10 protein-coding genes are annotated in these 19,901 nt (G+C 63.9%); 5 read left to right on the top strand and 5 right to left on the bottom strand.

Annotation, left to right across the window (positions count from 1 at the left end):
- Positions 1 to 3: 3 nt before the first annotated feature.
- Both BRAGE_RS0142210 and BRAGE_RS0142205 read right to left on the bottom strand, forming a co-directional pair.
- On the bottom strand, positions 4 to 957 hold the full coding sequence (locus tag BRAGE_RS0142210) for an ABC transporter permease (protein ID WP_027562031.1): 954 nt from the start codon (positions 955 to 957) through the stop codon (positions 4 to 6).
- Between the two features lie 199 nt (positions 958 to 1,156).
- Positions 1,157 to 2,815, bottom strand: a complete 1,659-nt coding sequence (locus tag BRAGE_RS0142205) for an ABC transporter substrate-binding protein (RefSeq protein WP_027562030.1) — start codon at positions 2,813 to 2,815, stop codon at positions 1,157 to 1,159.
- Positions 2,816 to 3,014: 199 nt separating this feature from the next.
- On the opposite strand from BRAGE_RS0142205, the gene BRAGE_RS0142200 reads away from it, so the two are divergent.
- Positions 3,015 to 4,610, top strand: a complete 1,596-nt coding sequence (locus tag BRAGE_RS0142200; protein WP_027562029.1) for an ABC transporter substrate-binding protein — start codon at positions 3,015 to 3,017, stop codon at positions 4,608 to 4,610.
- Positions 4,611 to 4,938: 328 nt separating this feature from the next.
- Here the strand turns inward: BRAGE_RS0142200 and BRAGE_RS0142195 are convergent, their stop codons facing one another.
- Positions 4,939 to 7,170, bottom strand: coding sequence for a CHASE2 domain-containing protein (locus BRAGE_RS0142195; RefSeq protein ID WP_027562028.1), 2,232 nt, complete (start codon positions 7,168 to 7,170; stop codon positions 4,939 to 4,941).
- Positions 7,171 to 7,321: 151 nt separating this feature from the next.
- A complete protein-coding gene (locus BRAGE_RS51065; RefSeq protein ID WP_108914559.1) occupies positions 7,322 to 15,505 on the bottom strand; it encodes a VCBS domain-containing protein in 8,184 nt (2,727 codons plus the stop codon).
- A gap of 739 nt (positions 15,506 to 16,244) precedes the next feature.
- On the opposite strand from BRAGE_RS51065, the gene BRAGE_RS0142185 reads away from it, so the two are divergent.
- Positions 16,245 to 16,976 (top strand): transglutaminase-like cysteine peptidase, encoded by a 732-nt coding sequence (locus BRAGE_RS0142185; protein ID WP_027562027.1) that lies wholly within the window; start codon positions 16,245 to 16,247, stop codon positions 16,974 to 16,976.
- Positions 16,977 to 17,129: 153 nt separating this feature from the next.
- Here the strand turns inward: BRAGE_RS0142185 and BRAGE_RS0142180 are convergent, their stop codons facing one another.
- Positions 17,130 to 17,486 carry a hypothetical protein gene (locus BRAGE_RS0142180; RefSeq protein ID WP_027562026.1) on the bottom strand — a complete coding sequence of 119 codons (357 nt, stop codon included), beginning with the start codon at positions 17,484 to 17,486 and terminating at the stop codon, positions 17,130 to 17,132.
- A 279-nt stretch (positions 17,487 to 17,765) separates the two neighbouring features.
- Here BRAGE_RS0142180 and BRAGE_RS0142175 point away from each other — a divergent pair, with 279 nt between their 5' ends.
- From BRAGE_RS0142175 to BRAGE_RS0142165, 3 genes are all read left to right on the top strand, one after another.
- Complete coding sequence (locus tag BRAGE_RS0142175) at positions 17,766 to 18,029, top strand: hypothetical protein (RefSeq protein ID WP_027562025.1); 264 nt, start codon at positions 17,766 to 17,768, stop codon at positions 18,027 to 18,029.
- A gap of 145 nt (positions 18,030 to 18,174) precedes the next feature.
- On the top strand, positions 18,175 to 18,477 hold the full coding sequence (locus BRAGE_RS51060) for a hypothetical protein (protein ID WP_051378303.1): 303 nt from the start codon (positions 18,175 to 18,177) through the stop codon (positions 18,475 to 18,477).
- 185 nt (positions 18,478 to 18,662) lie between these two features.
- Positions 18,663 to 19,787, top strand: a complete 1,125-nt coding sequence (locus BRAGE_RS0142165) for a DUF1311 domain-containing protein (RefSeq protein ID WP_027562024.1) — start codon at positions 18,663 to 18,665, stop codon at positions 19,785 to 19,787.
- Positions 19,788 to 19,901: the final 114 nt, after the last annotated feature.

Here is a 19,901-nt window from a genome sequence, read left to right as displayed (position 1 = left end):
TCGCTAGCCCCGCTTGATGCGCGGGTCGATCGCGGCTTGCGCGATGTCGACCAGGAGATTGAGGACGACGAAGAACAGCGCCAGGATCAGGATCGTGCCCTGGAGCAACGGCAGGTCGCGCTGGAAGATCGCGGAGTTGAGCAGGAAGCCCGAGCCCGGCCAGGAGAATACGGTCTCGATCAGGATCGAGCCGCCGAGCATGTAACCGAGCTGAAGCCCCATCACCGCGAGCGCGGTGGGCGCGGCGTTCTTGATGACGTGGCGGAACACGCCGCGCTCATGCAGGCCTTTGGCGCGAAGCGCCTCGACGAAATCCTGCGAAAGGATGTCACCTGTGAGCGCACGCACGGTGCGGGTGACGATGCCCATCGGGATCACCGAGGTCGTGATCGCCGGGAGCACGAGATATTGCAGATGCGCCCAGTCCCAGGCCCAGGAGTTGGAGCCGTTGGGTCCGGCGCCGACCGCGGGCAGCCAGTTGAGCTGCACCGAGAAGATGATGACGAGCAGCATGCCGAGCCAGTAATGCGGCACCGAGACGCCGGCGATGGCAAAGGAGGTGGCAACCTTGTCGATCCAGGTCTCGCGGAAATAGCCGGCGATCAGGCCGAGCAGGATGCCCATGGTGAAGCCGATGATGGCGGCGGCAATCGCCAGCGTCACGGTGTTGCCGACCGCGCGCATGACCTCGGCGAGCACGGGACGGCCGGTGGCGATGGAATTGCCGAGATCGCCGTGAAGGGCGCGCATCAACCACAGGCCGAACTGCACCGGCAGCGGCCGGTCGAAGCCATAGGCGGCGCGGAGCTGCGCCGCGAGCTCCTGCGAGGCGTCCGCAGGGAGCACCGCGACGAGCGGATCGCCCGGGGTGATGTGCACGAGCAGAAAGCACACCAGCGCAACGCTGATGACGATCGGAATGACATAGACGATGCGTCTGGCGGTATAGGCGAGCACGTTTGGTTCTTTCTTCCTTCTCCCCTTGCGGGAGAAGGTGGCGCGCAAGCGCCGGATGAGGGGTTCTGTCCGCGGAGATTATTGCATCGATGGAGAGGTCCGCATCCGCGGAGAGAGACCCCTCACCCGGCTTCGCTAAAGCGAAGCCACCCTCTCCCGCAAGGGGAGAGGGTGCACCGAATACGTTGCTAGCACCTCACTACTTCATCGACACCAGCGAGAAGTCGATGAACCAGCTCTTCGGCTGCACGACGCCGGTCACTTTCGGGCTCATCGCGCGCGGGCCGACGTCGTGGGCGACGTAGAGGAAGGCGGCATCGTCGACGGAGGCCGCGTGCAGCTCGGCGAGCGCGGCATCGCGCGCGGCGGGATCGAAGGTCTGGCGGGCCTTCTTCACCAGCTCGTCGAACTTGGGCTCGTTGATGAAGCCCCAATTGTTCGAGACCGGCGGCGCCATGCCCGATTGCAGGAAGCGGACAAGCGCGAAGAACGGATCCATCGCCGCATAGGTGACGTTGGTCGCGTTCGAGCCGTTGGCGCTGGGATCCTTGGCACCGCGGCGCCAGTTGGTGAACAGCGTGTTCCACTCGATGACGTCCAGCTTCACGTCAAAATAGCATTCGGCCAGCGCCTGCTGGAGATATTCGTTCATCGGCAGCGGCTGCATCTGGCCCGAGCCTGATGCCGAGGTCTGGATCTTCACCGTCAGCTTCTTGCTGGGGCCGAAGCCGGCCTCCTGCATCAGCTTTTGCGCAGCCGCCTTGTCGTACTTGATCTCGAAGGTCGGTTTTCCCCGCCAGGGATGGCCGGGCTCGAAGGTGCCGGTGGCCGGCACCATCAGGCCGGCGAGCAGGCCGTCCTTGAGACCTTCGCGGTCGACGCAGAGATTGGCGGCCTTGCGCACGCGGATGTCGTTCCAGGGCGAGCCCTCGATGCGCGAGAACTGCCAGGGCCAGACATGCGGCTGCTCGTTGGCGTAGAGCTTGAAGCCGCGCTGTTTGAGCTCAGGCAACGCATCCGGCGCCGGCGCCTCGACCCAATCGACCTGTCCGGACAGCAGCGCCGCGGTGCGCGCGTTCGCTTCAGGCATCGGCAAGAGCACCATCTTGTCGACCTTGGGGACGCGGGCCTTGTCCCAATAATTCGCGTTCTTCACCAGCTCGAGCCGTTCGCGCGGGGTGAAGCTCGCCATCTTCCACGGGCCGGTGCCTGCGGCGTCCTTGGCGAAGGCGGTCCAGGCGGCCTGCGATTTGGCCTTGGCGTCTGCGCCTTCGGCCTTGTCATAGAAATGCTGCCACTTCGCCGGGCTCGCCATGAAGAGATTGGTGAGGTTGATCGGCAGGAAGCTGTCGGGCTCCTTGGTGGTGAGCTCGACGGTCATGTCGTCGATCTTCTTCGCCGAGGCCAGCGTCGGCATGCGCGAGGCGGTGACGCCGACCTGGCTGGCGTCGAATTGCGGCGCATCCTGCTTCAGCACCTTCTCGACGTTCCACACCACCGCATCGGCATTGAACGGCGTGCCATCATGGAAGGTGACGCCGGGACGCAGCTTGAAGACCCATTTGGTCTTGTCGGCATCGTCGACCTTCCACTCGGTGGCAAGGCCGGGGATCACCGTGCTCGGCTTGTCGGCGGAGGACAGGTCCCAGCCGGTCAGCGCGTCGTACATGGTGAGGCCGGTGAAGCGGTTGCCTTCAAAACCCTGGTCGGGCTGACCCAGCGTGCGCGGAATATCGGCAGCCGTCATGCCGATGCGCAGCACAGTTTCCGCTGCCGCCACGCGCGGCCATGCGGCCGCGCTGCCAAGCGCCAAGAGCGCGATCAGCGCCGCCCGTGTCTTGTTGTTCTTGATAAGCATCGCCTCGATCCTTCTTCGGCTTTCGATGATTAATTTTGATGCAATCGTATGCAATGGCTATGCCAAGGAGAAACTTATTCTGCAAATTGCCCCTGCGACGACAAGTCCTTGTGATCGATTGAAGACAAAGCAGCCCAGCTGCCTATTCTGGCATCAAGATTGCAAGTTTGGCCCCGGAATCTCCTGGGAGTTTTGGGCCATGCGTATTCGTCTATCGACCTGTCTCGCCATGCTTGCGCTGGCGTTATCCGCAATCCCGGTGCGCGCCGAGACCGTGGTGCGCTACGGTATCTCGATGGCGGATATTCCGCTGACGACCGGCCAGCCCGATCGCGGCGCCGGCGCCTATCAGTTCACGGCCTATACGATCTACGATCCGCTGGTGGCGTGGGAGATGGACGTCGCCGACAGGCCGGGCAAGCTGGTGCCGGGCCTCGCCACCGAGTGGAAGGTGGACGATGCCGACAAGACGAAGTGGCGCTTCAGCTTGCGCAAGGGCGTGAAGTTTCACGACGGCAGCGACTTCAATGCCGACGCGGTGATCTGGAATCTGGACAAGGTGCTCAACGACAAGGCGCCGCAATTCGACAAGCGGCAGAGCGCGCAGGTGAAAACCCGCCTCCCCTCGGTCGCCAGCTACGCCAAGATCGACGATTTCACGGTGGAGATCACGACCAAGACGGTCGATTCCTTCTTTCCCTATCAGATGCTCTGGTTCCTGGTGTCGAGCCCGGCGCAGTATGAAAAGCTCGGCAAGGACTGGGACAAGTTCGCGAGCCAGCCTTCCGGCACCGGCCCCTTCAAATTGACGAAACTGGTGCCGCGCGAGCTCGCCGAGCTCACCAAGAACCCCGATTACTGGAACAAGAAGCGCATTCCGAAGGCCGACAAGATCGTGCTGGTGCCGATGCCGGAAGCGCTGACGCGCACCAATGCCCTGCTTGCCGGCCAGGTCGATCTGATCGAGACGCCGGCGCCGGATGCCGTGCCGCAGCTGAAAGCTGCCGGCATGAAGATCGTCGACAACGTCACGCCGCATGTCTGGAATTATCATCTCAGCGTGCTGCCGGGCTCGCCCTGGACCGACATCCGCCTGCGCAAGGCGCTCAACCTTGCGATCAACCGCGACGAAGTCGTCGGCCTGATGAATGGCCTCGCAAAGCCCGCCAAGGGCCAGGTCGATCCGTCGAGCCCGTGGTTCGGCAAGCCGACCTTCGAGCTGAAATATGATCTCGCTGCCGCAAAGAAGCTGGTGGAGGAAGCCGGCTATTCAAAAGCAAAGCCGCTGAAGACCACCTTCATCATCGCGCAGGGCGGCACCGGCCAGATGCTGTCGCTGCCGATGAACGAATTCCTGCAGCAGAGCTTCAAGGAGATCGGCATCGACATCGACTTCAAGGTGGTCGAGCTCGAGACATTATATACGCACTGGCGCAAGGGCGCGGCGGACGAGATGAACGCCGGCATCACCGCCAACAACATCGCCTATGTCACCTCGGACCCGCTCTACGCCATCGTCCGCTTCTTCGCCTCCGACCAGATCGCGCCTGTCGGCGTCAACTGGGGCGGCTACAAGAACCCGAAGGTCGACGCCTTGATCAACGAGGCCAAGCAGACCTTCGACACCGCCAAGCAGGACGATTTGATCGCGCAGGCGCATGCCCTGATCGTGGACGATGCCGTGCTGGTCTGGGTCGTCCACGACACCAACCCGCACGCGCTGTCGCCGAAGATCAAGCAGTTCGTGCAAGCGCAGCACTGGTTTCAGGATCTGACGACGATCGGGACGGAGTGAAGCGGGGGACACCGGTGTCGTAGGGTCGGCAAAGCGCAAGCGTGCCCACCAATGATGCGGTGAGAAAGACGTGGGCACGGCGCGTTGCGCCTTTGCCCACCCTACGGGAGCCGTGGGCGCCGCAAGTGCTCGAGCCAAACTGCCGCGCCAAACACCGCTGTCGTCCCGGGCAAGCGTAAGCGCAGACCCGGGACCCACAACCACAGGGAGTGGTTTGGCGAGGACTCTGAGTTACCAGCTCGCGCCACAACTACTCCCTGTGGTTATGGGTCCCTGCGTTCGCAAGGACGACACTTGTGGTGTGGTGCCAGCGGCGCCGACACCCGCCCTACTTCGTCAGCAGCGCATACGCCCCGGTCCAGCCTTCCGCCGGCGGATTGACCTGGAAATCCTTGACGCGCGCCTCGTAGAGCTTGAACAGCTTCTCCAGCGTGTCGGCGTCCTCGCTCTTGCGGCCGCGCGCAATCGCGTCCAGCGCACCCTGCCAGTTCCGGCTGCGGTAGCAGCCGAGCATCTCGATGGTGATGTTGCGCAGGCGCTGGAAGGCAGCCGAATGCATCACGTCCTCGCGGCCGGCGATGGCGTAGATCACCTCCGGCTCGGTCTTGCCCTTGACCATGATGAAATCGAGCTCGAGGATCGCGAACTTGTCCTTGGCGGCGAGCGCGGTTCGGGATCCCACGATGATCGGAAAACCGTATTCCTTGGACTGGCCTTCCAGCCGCGAGGCCAGGTTCACGCTGTCGCCCAGCACCGAATAGTTGAACTTGCGGTCCGATCCCATGTTGCCGACAACGCCGATGCCGGTGTTGAGGCCGATGCCGACATTGAGCGGGATGTAGACGTGGCCGCCGTCGGCCGCTTCTTCCTCGCGCTCCTTGTTGACCACGTCGATCTTCTCGAGCATCTGGATCGCAGCCTCGCAGGCATTGATCTCGTGCTGGGGATCATCGAGCGGCGCATTCCAGAACGCCATGATGGCGTCGCCCATGTATTTGTCGATATAGCCCTTCTGCTCAATGATCACGTTGGTCAGCGGCGTCAGGAAGCGGTTCATCAGCGCCGTCAGGCCCTGCGGATCGTGCTTGTAGCTCTCCGAGATCGAGGTGAAGCCGCGCACGTCGGAGAACATGATCGTCATCTCGCGCTCCTCGCCGCCGAGCTTCAGCTTCTCCGGCGACTGCGCGAGCTGCTCGACCAGCACGGGCGACATGTACTGAGCGAATTGCCCGCGGATCTGCACGCGCTGGCGCTGCTCGCGCACGAAGCTGGAGAAGATGAACGTGATGTAGATCGCGGTCGTCGAGAGCAGCGGATAGGTGAAGTCGATGAGGTAGCGGTACTTCGCGTAGAAGAACCAGGACGTGCCGACCAGGATCGCGGCGAACATCGCGCCGGCAAGCACGAGGCGCACCGGTCCGAGATTCGGCGTGAAGATGATGACGAGCAAGCCTATGATCATCGCGACGAGCAATTCGACGCCGAGCGCGTAGTTCGGGCGGGAGATCGCAGCGCCGGTCAGTACGCTTTCGAGCACCTGGGCGTGTATCTCGACACCCGGCATGGCCCGCGACACCGGCGTGGTCTTGATGTCGTTCAGGCCGACCGCGGAGGTGCCGACCAGCACCAGCTTGCCGGTGATCCTGCTCGGCGATACCGTGTTGTCGAGGACGTCGGCCGCCGAGACGTAGATCGAGGGATCGTGGCGGGCATAGTGCACCCAGAGCTGGCCGTTCTCGTCGGTCGGGATCTCGACACCCTTGAGGCGGACGGCGCGGATGCCGGTCTTGTCGGTCCGCACCAGCAGCGTCGGCGTTCCCGTGACGACCCGCAGGATTTCGAGGCTGAGCGAGGGCATGATGTTGCCCTGGGCACGCATGATCATCGGCACACGCCGGATCAGGCCGTCGCGCTCGGTGCGGATGGTGAACAGGCCGCGGCCGGCGGCGACCTTCTCGATCACGGGCACGTTGCGCAAGAGGCCCGGGAATTCGAACAGGAAGCGCTCGGCCCCCGCTTCACCGACCGTTGCCACGCCGGTGAAGGGAAGCGCCTTGTCGATCTCCGACGTGATCGCCGACTGCCCCGTTTCGCCCAGCACCACGCGCGAGCGCTTGATCGCCTCCGAGAGGATCTGGTCGTTGCTCGGCAGCTCGCGCAGCCTGGCTCGGGTGGCGTCGTCGAGATAGCGCATCTGGCTCGCGACCAGATCCGGATTGAGCCGGTCGGCTTCGGAGAACACCACGTCGAAGCCGATTGCGACCGCCCCGTTGCTGGTGAGGCTCTGGATCATGTCCGCGATCCGCGTCCGCGGCCACGGCCACTGTCCGAGCCTGGCGAGGCTCTTGTCGTCGATGTCGACGATGACGACCGGACGCGCCGCCTTGTGGCGCGGATCGAGCAGCTGGAACATATCGAAGGTGCGCAGCCGCAATTCCTGGACCGGCGGCGGATCCCACAAGCGCAGTCCCGCAAACACGGCCAGCAGCACGAGGCACATCACCCGCGCAAGGCCGAGCTTGCGTGCAAACCACCGCCGCAGGATCTTGAGACGCTTCATTCAGTCGGACTTCCTGCCGTACTGGCCGATCATGGCGCGCCGGCGCGCGATTGGCTATTCCCCGAATGGGAAGGATCGTGGATTTTTTTGCCGGGGGGCGAGCTGCGTGTTCGTCGCGGGCAGGCCAGCCGCACGCCGGCCCCGGCGCGCATCAGGTGATGTGGAAGATGAAATCGCTGGCCTTGAGGTTTGCGGCGATCACGTTCTTGAGCAGCAGCGTCTCAGTCTCCGTCACCGGCGCGCCCTCAGGCTGCATGACCTGCTGATGCCAAGTGACCAACGTATCGCTGGTGCCGTCCTGCTGGGCAATGGTGAGATTGCCGATGGAGCTGACGCCCGAGAACTGCCGCAGGTCGATCTTGTCGAGGCCTTCCGTGAAATCGGTGATGGTGTGCGTGAACTCGGTGACCGGCTGCCCGTTGTCGTCGTACAGGAGCCCCGGCGCGAACACGAACTGGTCCTTGGCGCCGCCGCCGGTCAGCGTATCGTTGGTATCGGTCGCGAAGATCACGTCCTTGCCGTCGGTGCCTTGCAAGGTGATGCCCTGGCTGGTGTTGCCGGCCTCGTTGAAGATGAAATTGACGGTGTCCGACAGACCGGTGGTCTTGTCCGTCACCGTCACCCTGATCTGGTCCGTGTCCGGCGCTGAGGCTTCCGGATCGGTGGTGCCCCCGGTCGGATTGTAGGTCGGGCCGGTCTCGAAGCCCAGGTTGATGTCGTCGAGCGAGCCGGACGCCGGATAGAAATCGACGCTGCTGAGACCGGGATGCGCGGTCGAGACGGTGACGGTGAAGTCGTGGGTCGCGGCGCCGGCATCGGTGTCGGTGACCACGAGATCGGTGATGATGTCGCTGTTGTTCTCGCGGACATGCTCGACGTGGAAGTTCTCGGTGTTGATGACCGGGCCGCTGCCGACCGGCGCCGTCACGCTGGTGCCGATGCTGGTCAGCCCGTCCGAGACCGGCGTGGTGCCGCCGGTGCCTGTGGCGGTGAGGTCGATCGTCTCCGTCGCGCAGCCGGTCGTGATCGCGCCGGTATAGGTGTCGTCGAGGGCATGGACGCCGAGAGCGCCCGGCGTGCCGCTGAAACCTTCCGCCGGCACGAAGCGGATCAGCGTGTCGGTGCTCAGCACCAGCGCGCTGGTGTCGCTGACGCCGGAAATATCGACCCAGTGGTCGGTGCCAGCAATCTCGTACTGCCAGACGCCCTCACCCGAGGAGGCGCCGTCGGCGCTCACCGCGATGGCCTTGAAGCTCGCGCCGGTATCGGCGTCACCGAACTTGCTCGCGAACAGATCGCTGATGGTGCATCCGCTCGGATCGCTGTCGTTGCCGGCGACGGACGCCAGCGTGGCGTCGTCCAGCGTCGGCGCATCATTGCTGCCGGCGATGTTGATGGTGATGGTCTGGCTTGCGCCGGTCGTGTGACCATCATTGGGCACGATGGTGTATTGCAGCGACAGCGTCTGGCCGGCGGTGAGGAAATCGAAGGCCTGGCTGCCCGAGTTGAATTCCCAGGTGAACTGGGCGTGCGTGGCGGTGCCGTTCAGGATGTCGCCGGATGGCAAGACGAGATAGCTGATCAGATCCGAGGCCGACAATCCCTCGAACCCGTCCGCCTGCAGATGGCCGTCGAGATAGATGCCGACGCCGGTGGCGGAGACCGCCACGTGATCGGCCGTGTCGACATCGGACAGGGTCAGCGTGCGGTGAAGGTCGAGGCCCGCATTGGTCTCGTCCGTGGTCGCGCTGGCGCTGTCACCGCTCTCGACCGTGATCACCGGCGCATCGTTGGCGCCGGTCACGTTCACCGTGAACGAGGCCGTGCCGGTGGCGCCATGCGCGTCCTTGGTCTGGACGGTGAAAGTATCGGTATAGTTGCCTTCCGACAGCGCATTGATCGCCGCTGCATCGGGAACGTAGGTGTAGCAGCCGTCGGCGTTGACCGTCAGCGAGCCATAATGACCTGCGAGCGTCGTCACGGCGTGGCTGGTCGCATCCAGCACGGCATAGGTCAGCCCGGCCGTCTCGCCATGATCGGCATCGGTCCCGACCAGCGTCCCCGTGATGTCCGAGAAGCTGTCGGTCGTGGCGGTATCCACGAGCGGGCCCGTGGTCACCGCTGCGACTGTTGGCGCGTCGTTCTCGCCGGTGATCGTGACGGTGACGTCGGCCGCAACCTTCTGGCTGGCTCCGTCATCCAGCGTAATGGTGGAGACGACCTTGACCTTCTGGTCCGGCCCGAGGAAATCGAGCTTGTTGTCGGCGATCGAATAGTTCCAGGTGACGGTGCCGTTGTTCTTGCTGGTCTGCTGGTAGCTCAGCGCGCTCTTCAGCGCGGCGATCTCGTCGGCCGTGAGCGAGGCGGTGAGATCGGTGATGCCATCCGCGGCGAGCAGGGTCACGGTCTGCTCGGTGACGCTCGCCGTCGGCCGGTCGGTCAGGTCGATGTCGGTGAAGTGGATCGAACCGGTCGCGGCCGGCGCCGGGTCGGGCGTGGGGTCGCCGGTCGTGCTCTCGCGCTCGGAGAAATCCGCGCTCAGCGTCGCCGTGGCCGTGTCGAGCGCCGGCGCATCGTCGTCCGCATGGATCGTGATCAGCGTGTGGCCGGTGCCGTCATCGCTGCCGGCGAAGTGCGCGTGGCTGTAGTCGGCGCCGGTCAGGTTCAGGCTGATGCTCTTGCCGTCCGCGTCGGTGACGGTCAGCACGCCGCCGGTCGAAGGATCGGCATTGGCGACGTAGACCGCGCTGGTGCCGAGCCCGTACTTGATCGTCGACAGGTCGATCGTGTCGGTCGCGGACAGTTCCGAGATCGATCCGCCGAAGCTCGCCGTGTCGATCTGAAGCTCGGCGCCGTCGCCGGCGAGCGTGATCGTCTGCGAGACCGTGCCATCCAGCTTCAGTAGCGCGCCGGCGTCGACGGTGACCGAGCCCGTGCCGGACAGCGAGCCGAACAGGGTCAGGACGCCATCATGAACCTCGATGATGCCGGTATTGGCGATGGTGCCCGAGATCGATGCGGTGCCCCAGCTGTCGATCTCATGGGCGTTGGTGATGTTCAGGCCGGTCCCGGAAATCGAGGCGCCGTTGAGCAGATCGATGACGCCGTCGTTGACGATCGAGGACAGATTGCCGAACACGCTGGTGCCGGACACGGTCCAGGTGCCAGCCGCCTCGTTGTTGAAGGTCGCATGCGCGACCGAGATGTTGCCGTTGATCTCGTGGGAGTTGTTGATCGTGATGGCGCCGCCGGTCTCGACGATCGCATAGGTCGTCGAGGTCACGGTCGAGGCGACGGCGGCTCCGATCGTGCCGGAATTGTCGATCGTCGCCGAGCCCGTGGTATTTTCCTGGATCAAGATCGCCGCATGGCCGGTCGGGGCCACGATCGAGCCGGAATTGGTGATGTGGGTGGAGCCGGTCGCACCAGTTTCGTTCTGCGTGACGCTGATGCCGGCGAGGCTGGTGCTGGTGATGTCGCCGTGATTGACGATGGTGACGTCGCCCGCGCCGTTGGCGATCGCGGCAAGTCCGACCGCGCCCGTGGCGGAGCCGTCATTGGTGACGCTGACGTCGCCGCCGCCGTGATCGAACGCGCCGATCGCCGTACCTGCGGCGGTGATCTCCGAATTCTGGCCGGTCGTGACCGTGATGTCGCCGACGCCCCAGGTGAACGCCTCGATGCCGTAGCCAGCATCTGCAGTGATCTTCGCATCGCTGTCGACGGTGACGTCGCCGTTGACCAAATTCGAGAAGGAGCCGGTCCCGCCAGGCTTGTAGCCGGCGATGATGCCGCCCGGGGTGGTACCGTCGGTATTCAGCGTCGCGCCGGAATGAATGGTGCCATGCGCCTCGACGGAGATCGTGCTGTCCAAGCCACCCGCGATCGCGGTCGCATAGTTGACGGCGACGATGCCGGAGCTGCCTGACGTGATGCTGTCACCCTTCGCCAGGGTGACGCTGATGTCGCCCTGGTCGACGCTGAAGGCCCTGATGCCGTAGCTCGTCGCGCCCGAGATCGTGACGTTCTCGCCGAGGGTGACCGTCACGTCGCCGGCGCCGCCGCTCAAGGCCGCGGCATTGATGCCGATGCTCTGGGTGCCGGCGACGGAGATCGTGGTGCCGGCGAAGCTGTTCACCGTGACGTCGCCATTGCCGTAATTGTAGGCGTTGATGCCGTAACCGGCCGCGGCGGTGATGTTGGCGTGGTTGTTGACGACGACCGTGCCGTTGACGTCGGTGTTGTCGTTGGTGCCGCTCGTGGCGCCGGTGTAGCCGACCTCGATGCCACCGGGCGAATTGCCGGCGAGATTCGGACTGCTGCCGGAGTTGATCGTGCCGTAGGCGTTGACGGTGATCGCGCTGTCGTCAGACCCGTCGAGCGAGACCGCGCGATTGACCACGACGATGCCGGAGCTGCCCGATGTAATGACGCTGCCGGCCTCGGTCGTCACGGTCTGGCTGCCGCTGCCGTAGCTGCGCGACCGGATGCCGTAGATCGAGCTGCCCGTGATCGCGCCGCCGGCGTCGATGGTGATGTCGCCGCCACCCTGCGTGACCGCGTCGATGCCGTAGGCGCCGCCTGCGGCGCCACCGAGCTGGGTGATCGAGATGTCGCCGCCATTGGCGCTGTTCAAATTCTCGACGAGAACGCCGACCGAATTCGCGCCGGTGCCGGTCGCCTTGCCGGAGACGTTGTCGATGGTGATGTCGCCGACGCCGGTGGCGCTGTCGCGCAGCGTGATGCCGTTGCCGGCGAGGCCCTTGATGTCCCCGGCCGCGGTCAGCGAGATGGCACCGGTGCCGTTCTGCGTCACGACCACGCCACCGGCGGCGCCGGTCAGCGTTCCCGTGGGCGTGAGGACGATGTCGGCGGGGTTGGCCAGCGCGCCGCCCGACGCCGCGAAGGCGAGCGCATTGCCGCTCGATGTCGTGATGTCGGCCGTGCCGGTGATGGTGAAGGTGCCGCCCGTCGACGACTGGCCCGTGATGGTGCCGGTAAAGCTCTGGCCCGCGACCTTGTCGAGCTGGAGCGTGCCGGTGCCGCCGGCGAAGGTGATGGTCTGCGCGGTCGCCCCCGCGAGCTCCAGCGTCGCGCCGTCGTCGATGATCACCTCGCCGACGCCGCTGAGACCGCCGGACAGGTAGAGCGTGCCGGCCTGCACCTCGATGTTGCCGGTGTTGTCGACGGCGGCCGAGATCGTGCTGGAACCGGAGACGCCGTAGAGATTGCCGGCATTGCCGAGGCTGCCGCCATTGATCGAGACGTCGGTGAGATAGAGCTTCGAGAGGTTGTCGACGGTGATCGTTCCGGTGCTGCTGTTGCTGACAGTGAGATTTGTCAGCTTCAGCGCGCCATAGTTAATCGCCGCGAGAGACGCGGTGTTGGAGATATCTTCGCCGGAGATATCGAGCACACCGCCGTTCGCCTGAACGAGACCGTGATTGGTGATGAGGTGGATCGTGGCGGGATCGATCGTCAGCGTGCCACTGGTGACAGTGATCGTACCCGTATTGGTGATGTCGGCATTGTCGATGGTGCTCGTGCCGGTTGATTCCAGCGTGCCCGCGATCGTGACCGTGCCGCCATTGATGCTCGCGCCGCTGATCGTCAGCTTGCCGTTCGCATCGACCGTGACATGGCCGGTGTTGGTGACGCTGGTGCCCTGGTCGATGGTCAACCAGCCATTCGCCAGCACCTTGATCGTGCCGGTGGCGGTGTTCGAGACCGTCTCGTGGGCGAACTCAGCCGTGCCCTTGACGTTGACGTTGCCGGAATTGTTCAGCGTGCCGTCCTCGATCAGGCTGGTGCCGTCGAGCTCCAGCGTGCCGAGAATGGCGACGGTGCCGCCATCGACGGTCGTGCCGTCGACGACCAGCGTCGTGCCGCCATCGGCCTTCAGCGTGCCGCCCGCATTGTGGATCGCAGCCAATGTCTTCAGCGTGCCGCCGGACAGCTCGATCGTGCCGGAATTGGTGATCGTGGCACCGGCAGCGAAATCGCCGCCGCCCGCGAGCGTCAGATGGCCGGCATTGGTGAGCACGCTGGTGTCGAGGATCTCGGCCTTGCCGCCGACCGACATCGTGCCGGTCGCGGCGTTGGTGAGGATCGAGTCGGCGCTCATGTTGAGCGCGCCTGCGATCGTCAGCGAGCTCTGGTTGATCAGCTTCGGCGGCGGGCCGCCAAAGTCGTTCATCGTGATCGACTTGGCGAAGGCGGCCGTGTCGATCGTCACCGGATAGGACGGCGTCAGGCCGTGCAACTGGTCGGTGATGACGATGACGTCGTCATTGATGGTCGGAACCGTGCCGGTTTCCCAGTTGGCTGCGTCCTTCCAGAACCCGCCCGAGGGAGCGCCCGCCTTGTCGGTCGCGATCCACACCACTGCGGGCGCGTCGGTGCCCGTGATGGTGACGGTGATGGTCTGCTGCGAGGTCGCGCCCTGCGAATCCGTGAGCGTCACGGTGTAGACCAGCGTCAGCACCTCGCCCTTCGGGATGAAGTCGGCGAGGTAGACCGGCAGATCGGCCAGCGACCAGTTGATGGTGCCGGTACCGTCGCCGGTGCTGTCGGCGCCCGACGCGATCGAGACCGACATCGCCTTCGCAAACGCCGCGAGCGGGCCCGGCGGCACAGTGCCGTCGGGCAGGGTCGCGCTAGTGAGCTTCACCGACACGGTGTGCGTGTCGGTGAGGTCGACATCGTCGAAGCTCAGCGTGCCCGAGGTCGGAACGTCGCTGGCGAGCGGACCGCCCGGCACGCTGGTGCCGCCCTCGAAGGTGATGGTCGGAACGCTGGTTGTGATCACCGGCTTGTCGTTGGTGCCGGCGATGGTGATGGTGATCGGGATGAGGATGGATTCAGGATTGACGGCGAAATTGTTGTTGACGCGGACCATGTAGGTCAGCGTCAGCGTTTCGCCGGCCGCGAGGAAATCGAAGACGTGGTCGGGGATCGTGTAGGTCCAGACCGCCGAGCCGTTGTTGTTGTTGGCCGCGTCGGGGACGACCTGGATAGCGACCTGCGTCGCCGCGATGTCCTGCTTCTGGAGCGCGGAGAGCGTACCGGTGACGTCCTGCTGGCCGGCGTTCTTGTAGACGTAGTTCGGCGCATCGCCGAGGCTGATCGACACCGTCGGCTGGTCGCCGAGATTTTGGTCGACGAAGGTGATCCGGCCTGAGATCGTGTCGGAACCCACGGCGTCGCCGGTCCCGTCCGCGCGGCCGCCGGTCGCGTTCGCGTGCTCGGTCAGCGTGAATGCCGTCTTCACATTGCCGTTGGCATCGAGGCTGCGCGCATCCGGCGGGCCAGGAATGCGGGTGCTGGTCACCGGTGAGTTGCCCGGCCCCGTCGAGGGCAGCGGATTGAGATTCGTGAAGGTCAGGATCGCGGTGGCGCCTGATGGCGTCTTGATCAGGATACCGTCGCTGGTCTGCGTGATCGTGTCGGTGAAATTCGTGGTGAGCTTGGTGTTGGTGTTGTTGTCGGTGAACTTCAGCGTGAACACGTCCGTGATCAGCTTCTGCACGTCCGGCGACAGCAGCCCGTTGGTGATCGAGACGTTGCCGCCGCTGATCTGGATCATCTGGCCGGCCTGGTTGACCGTCGCGATCGGCAGCAGCGTGACCTTGTCGAACAGGATGTAGGAACCCGTTGTGCCGTTCGGCTCGACCAGCACCTGGAAGCTCGCCTGCGGCTGCGGATCGCCGCCGCCGGCGGGAACGACGAAGTTGATCTGGGTCAGAACCGCCGTGCCGCGGATGCCCATGGTGGCGACCGGCGTGTCGATCTTCATGTCGCCGTGCTTAGCGGTCTCGCCGGCGACGAAGGTGATGGTGCCGGCGACGAGGCTGAGCAGCGAGGAGTTGCTCGACCCGTTGGGGTCGTAGACCATCTCGTTCAGCACCATCCGCGCATTCGAGGACAGGCCGAACACGGTGCCGTCGATGAAGGTGATGCCGATCGTCGAATCGGCGCCGGTCGAGACCACGTCGCCCTTCTCGACGTTGTCGCCGTTGTTGAGGATGACCGAGACGCCGTTGCGGATCGCGGTCGCGCTGCCGGACAGCTTGGTGACGTGGCCGATGACCTGGGCCGCGGCGACGCCCGACGCGGCCTGCGCATATTGCACATGGCCCGTGAGCGCGTTGACGACGTCGCCGGTGAGATGGGCGCCGTCGGGCGAGGCGACCGCCGCGCGCTTGTCGCCCCTGAAATAATCGTGAACGACGAACTCGTGCCCGTCATGGGACAGCACGAGATCGAGGCCGGCGCGCTTGAACTCGCCGCTGAAGATCAGATTGGCATCGGGAACAACCACCGCGCCGTCGGGCACGTGACCATGCGCCTTGGCGATGAACGGCGTGCCGGTAAACGAATCGATATGGAGGTCAGCGGGCGAGCGGGAACCCTGACCGTCCATAGAGAGCGCGGCGTCAAATTTGCCAGCGTAGTTCAACCAGGCACCGTAAAAAGGGTTAATATTTATGTAAGTATCGACCGACTAAGCTTGCTTAGCATTACCAAGTCGTTAGCGAAACCATCTATTGCTTGTGTGATTTCGCGTCACTTGGCCATATGAGCCCACGCCGAGCGGTGCCGTCACAGAGTAGCCGAAGTAGTTTTTGAAGCATCCCAAAGTCGAAATAGGCTTATCTGCGTGCATTTCCAGTCATCCGAAGTAATCTATCGTATAGGTGAAACGGCAGATACTTGCGTCATCTTTTCTTCGTGATGCCCCGCAGCATCCTGCGGCAAATACGGGTCTGAATCTGTGACCTAATTAACAGAACCCGTGAAATAGCGGACTGTTAGCCATAGGACCCAGAATCGCTGCCTCACAACTTGCGCCTGCAATTGGTTCCATTTCGCGGCAGCAACCGCTCTCCTAGCCGGCGAATCGTAAAATTTTAAGCAATTTGGGCAGGCCCGTTTCAGCCTGTCCTCCGGTTTTGGGACCCTGGCGGTACCCGTTAAGCAGAACAAAACGGCCCGCCTCGCACTATCTCCGCGAAAGCAACAAAGCCGGCGCGTCGAGGTCGAGGGGACCCGGCGAAGCCGGAAGGGGATGTCAAATGGAGACCGCTGCTCGCTCGCGCACCTGGCGCGCAATCCTTGTCATGTGCGGCTTGATCCTGCTCGGATCGGCTGCCGAGCTTCGCGCCGGCTCGCTGCTGTCGCCCGGAGCGGGCGTCCTCGTGCGCAAATCCGCCGAGCCGTTCGGTGTGTTCGCCTTCGCGATCTCCGGCGGGAGCCTGCGGGAGAAATGGTCTGCGCTGAAGGCCAGGCTCGACGACGACATGGTGCAGCTCGCGCTGTGCGACGGCGACCGCGACAATTGTGCTTCGCCCGCGGCCTTGAGGCTGCTCGCCATCGTCGACCAGGCCCGCGCCCGCGACGGCCGCGCCCGGCTGGGCGAGACCAACCGCGCCATCAACCTTGCCATCCGCCCCGCCGATGACGGCGCCGACGACGTCTGGAGCTCGCCGCTTGCCACCTTCGCGCGCGGCTCCGGCGATTGCGAGGACTATGCCATCGCCAAGCTCGCCGCGCTTCGCCTTGCCGGCGTTGCCGCCGACGATCTCCGCATCGTCGTGGTGCGCGACGTCAGGGCCGGCGAAGAGCATGCGATGGTCGCCGCAAAGCTCGATGGCCACTGGCTGATGCTCGACAACCGCCGCATGGCGATGGTCGAGGATGACGCTGCGCGGAGCTACCGGCCGCTGTTCGTGCTCTATCAGACGGCCGTGATGAAATATGTCGACGAGCCGGTGCGGTTCTCGATGGTCGCCACCGAGGGGCGCTGATCTAGGAGCGTGTACTCATAAAGGCGCAGATGTCGTCTTTTGGGGTCTAAGCAGAAATGTTCTGCTTAACCAGAGTATTGCTGTTTTTGACCCAAAGCGGGAGCCGCCAATGCGCAATGGCGGACATTCGCTCGCATGCCCCATGGAATGGGATCAGGAGCGCGAACAATTGAGCCGCGCGAGTGGCCCAGACTTGTAGATGAGGAATAAATCGCCAGTATAGTGAAAATATTCTCCAGCAAACTCCTTAGTCGCAAACTTAAGTTGGATCTTGTTATTGCTGGTAATGCGGGGAGCAAGGATTTTCCCGTCGCCGGTCGTTATGGACAGCTTGTTCTTGTCGCCCAACGTCACGTTCAGATCGATTGGTCTTGGTTGAACGGCTGGATTGGTCATTTCTTGAACGACCTGTCCTTTGCAAGCGAACTGTTGCTCCGCTGCACCGCCGGACCTAACCATCGTTGTCAGCAAGATTAGGCTACCCACAGTCAATCGAGTTGCTTGGACCATGACATTGCTCCAATCCGGTACCCACGTCTTCGGTACTCTCACTCGTAGCCACAGATTTGGTCAAGGCGCGCTTCGGTTGGCGATGTCCGCGTATGGCCCTTAGCGGACCAATCGAGGCAGTGTGCCCGAAGGCAGCTTTTGACCCGAAGGCGACATCCGAGGAGGTCGCCAGACAATAGCCTTGCTGAGATCACTCTCCTTGACATTTCAGCTTGTCGACGCTGACGCTGCATTGCTCAGCGATTGTCTCAGCCTTCGCAGCGTTGGAAAGGTATCACCATGAGGAAGACGTTGTTGGCCCTCGCTGCCGTCGCGACTTTGGTCGTTTCAGCAGCCTCGTCCGCTTATGCTGGTCCGCGCTACGATTACGGCCCCGGCGGCAATCCGTATCCGCGCACTTATCCCGGACCCGGCGGCTATCCGTACTGGTCGGGCTATGTCGATGCCCCGGTTGGAGAGCCGATCCCGCCTTGCCGCTGGATAACCCAGCGCTTCTGGGACGGGCATGGCTGGCGCGAGCGCCGCGTGCGCATCTGCGGCTGATCAGGTCGCGGCTGTTTCGATTGTCTGTTTTTGGCCCTTAGCCGATCTCTTGCGGCGCTCAGGACAACGTCCGCAAGTGACCCACAGCTGACAACCTCGATGACATGTAAATTGGCCTTCTAGGAATTGGCGAGGCAACTGCGCGATGAACACATCCAAGGTTTTATCTGAACGCGAACAGAAGCTATTGATCGCGCTCGTCAAGATGGTCGATCAGTATTTGGTCGAGCACGGCGACGAGGTAGATAGCCTCGCCATGTCTGCGGGCGAGCATGCAATTGAAGCCCTTGCGACTTTTGGTTTGATGGAAAACATCAATACTCGCTTCGGACGATGGACAGAAGCGGGCAACAGGTTTCGCGAAGAGTTCAACAGGATTAAAGGATATCGGTCGGTTGAAAATCCCGGTGGCATTAAGCTGGTCGGCCGGCCAAAGCCTGAAGGCTGACCAATCGTCCGCTTGTGGCCCTTCAATGTCTGCTTCTGGGCCGCTGTTGGGGAATAAGCGGACATCGCGGATTTATGAGTACACGCCCTCGTGGCCTTGTGGCCAGGACCTCATCCCGCCACAAACCCGTTTCGCCCGCGGTTCCGGGGCGCTAGCATAGCGCCGTCTATGCGGGGGCGAGTGGAATGCGGTTCATCGTGCTGTCTGTGCTTGCGCTGCTGGCGTTGCCGGCGGCACCAGGCTTGGCGCAATCCGGCCCATCCGACCGCTCCGTCACCGATCGGCTGCCGCTATTTGCCCGAAACAACTGCCAGTCGATTCGCGATCCCGGCAACCAATTGTTCTGCGGCGATCCCGAGCTCGCCGCGGCCGCCGAGAAGCTGAGCACTGCGATCGAAGCGCGGCTCGCCCGCCTGCCCGATCGCCTGCCCGCGATCGAGGAGAATGCGATCTGGATCCGCCAGCGCAATCTCGGCTGCGGCATCGTCGGCCAGACCGCGATCCGCTCCGACGAGTTCGACCGGGTCAAGGCGTGCCTGCTCAAGGTGACCGAGGAGCGCGCCGCGATCGTGCGCGACCCGGACTTCGACTGCCTTGCCGCCAACACCGCGGCGGGCGCACTGATCTGCGCGGACCCGGCGCTCGCGCTCACCGAGACCGAGCTCAACAGCCAGGTGCTCGGCCTGATCGGCAAGCTCGACCCGACCGCGGCGCGCTTTGCCTACGCCGAATACGGCCGCTGGACGCGCGAGCGCGACCGCAAATGCAATCTGGTCGGCAAGGAGAACGTGCCGCTCGCCGAGCTCGAATCCGCGGAAGACTGTCTCGACGAATATCTCAAGCACAAGAGCGAGGAGATTCGCGCGGCAAAAGGCGATCCGAAGAAGGTGTTCGGCCGGCAGGTCGCGGCGCGCTCGCCCGACACCGACGCGGTCGATTTCTGCGCCGCGCGGATTCACGCCGCCAATTCCTGCGGCAACTTCCTTCGCATCAACCGCGTCTATGCGATCGACAGCCAGGTGACCGACCAGGAGGCGCAGGTCACCGGCGAGATCGAGATGGCCGTGCTGGCGCCCTTCACCACGTGCAGCAAGGTTGCCTCGACCTGCACCGGCACGTGCTGGAATCCCAGGACGGGCCAGCCGCAGCCGGGCGCCGGCAACAAGGAGCGCTCCGCAGAGGCCTTCAACGTCACGCGCCGGCTGAGGATCCAGCGGACCTTTGCGTTCGTCAGAGCCGCCGATGGCTGGCGCTGCCGGGAAGACGAGCTGGCCCCGGTGAATTCGGGCACGGCGGGGGGCGGGTCGTAGGGGCTCTTCCCGCGTAGCGCGCTTCCTCCCTTCTCCCCTTGCGGGAGAAGGTGGCGCGCATAAGCGCGCCGGATGAGGGGTTCTCTCCGGCTCGCGAGACTATTCGTAGGGATA

It is taken from the genome of Bradyrhizobium genosp. SA-4 str. CB756 (assembly GCF_000473125.1).
Classification (GTDB): domain Bacteria; phylum Pseudomonadota; class Alphaproteobacteria; order Rhizobiales; family Xanthobacteraceae; genus Bradyrhizobium; species Bradyrhizobium arachidis.
The sequence above is the reverse complement of the archived record's forward strand: the minus strand, read 5'-3'. Positions and strand labels throughout refer to the sequence as shown.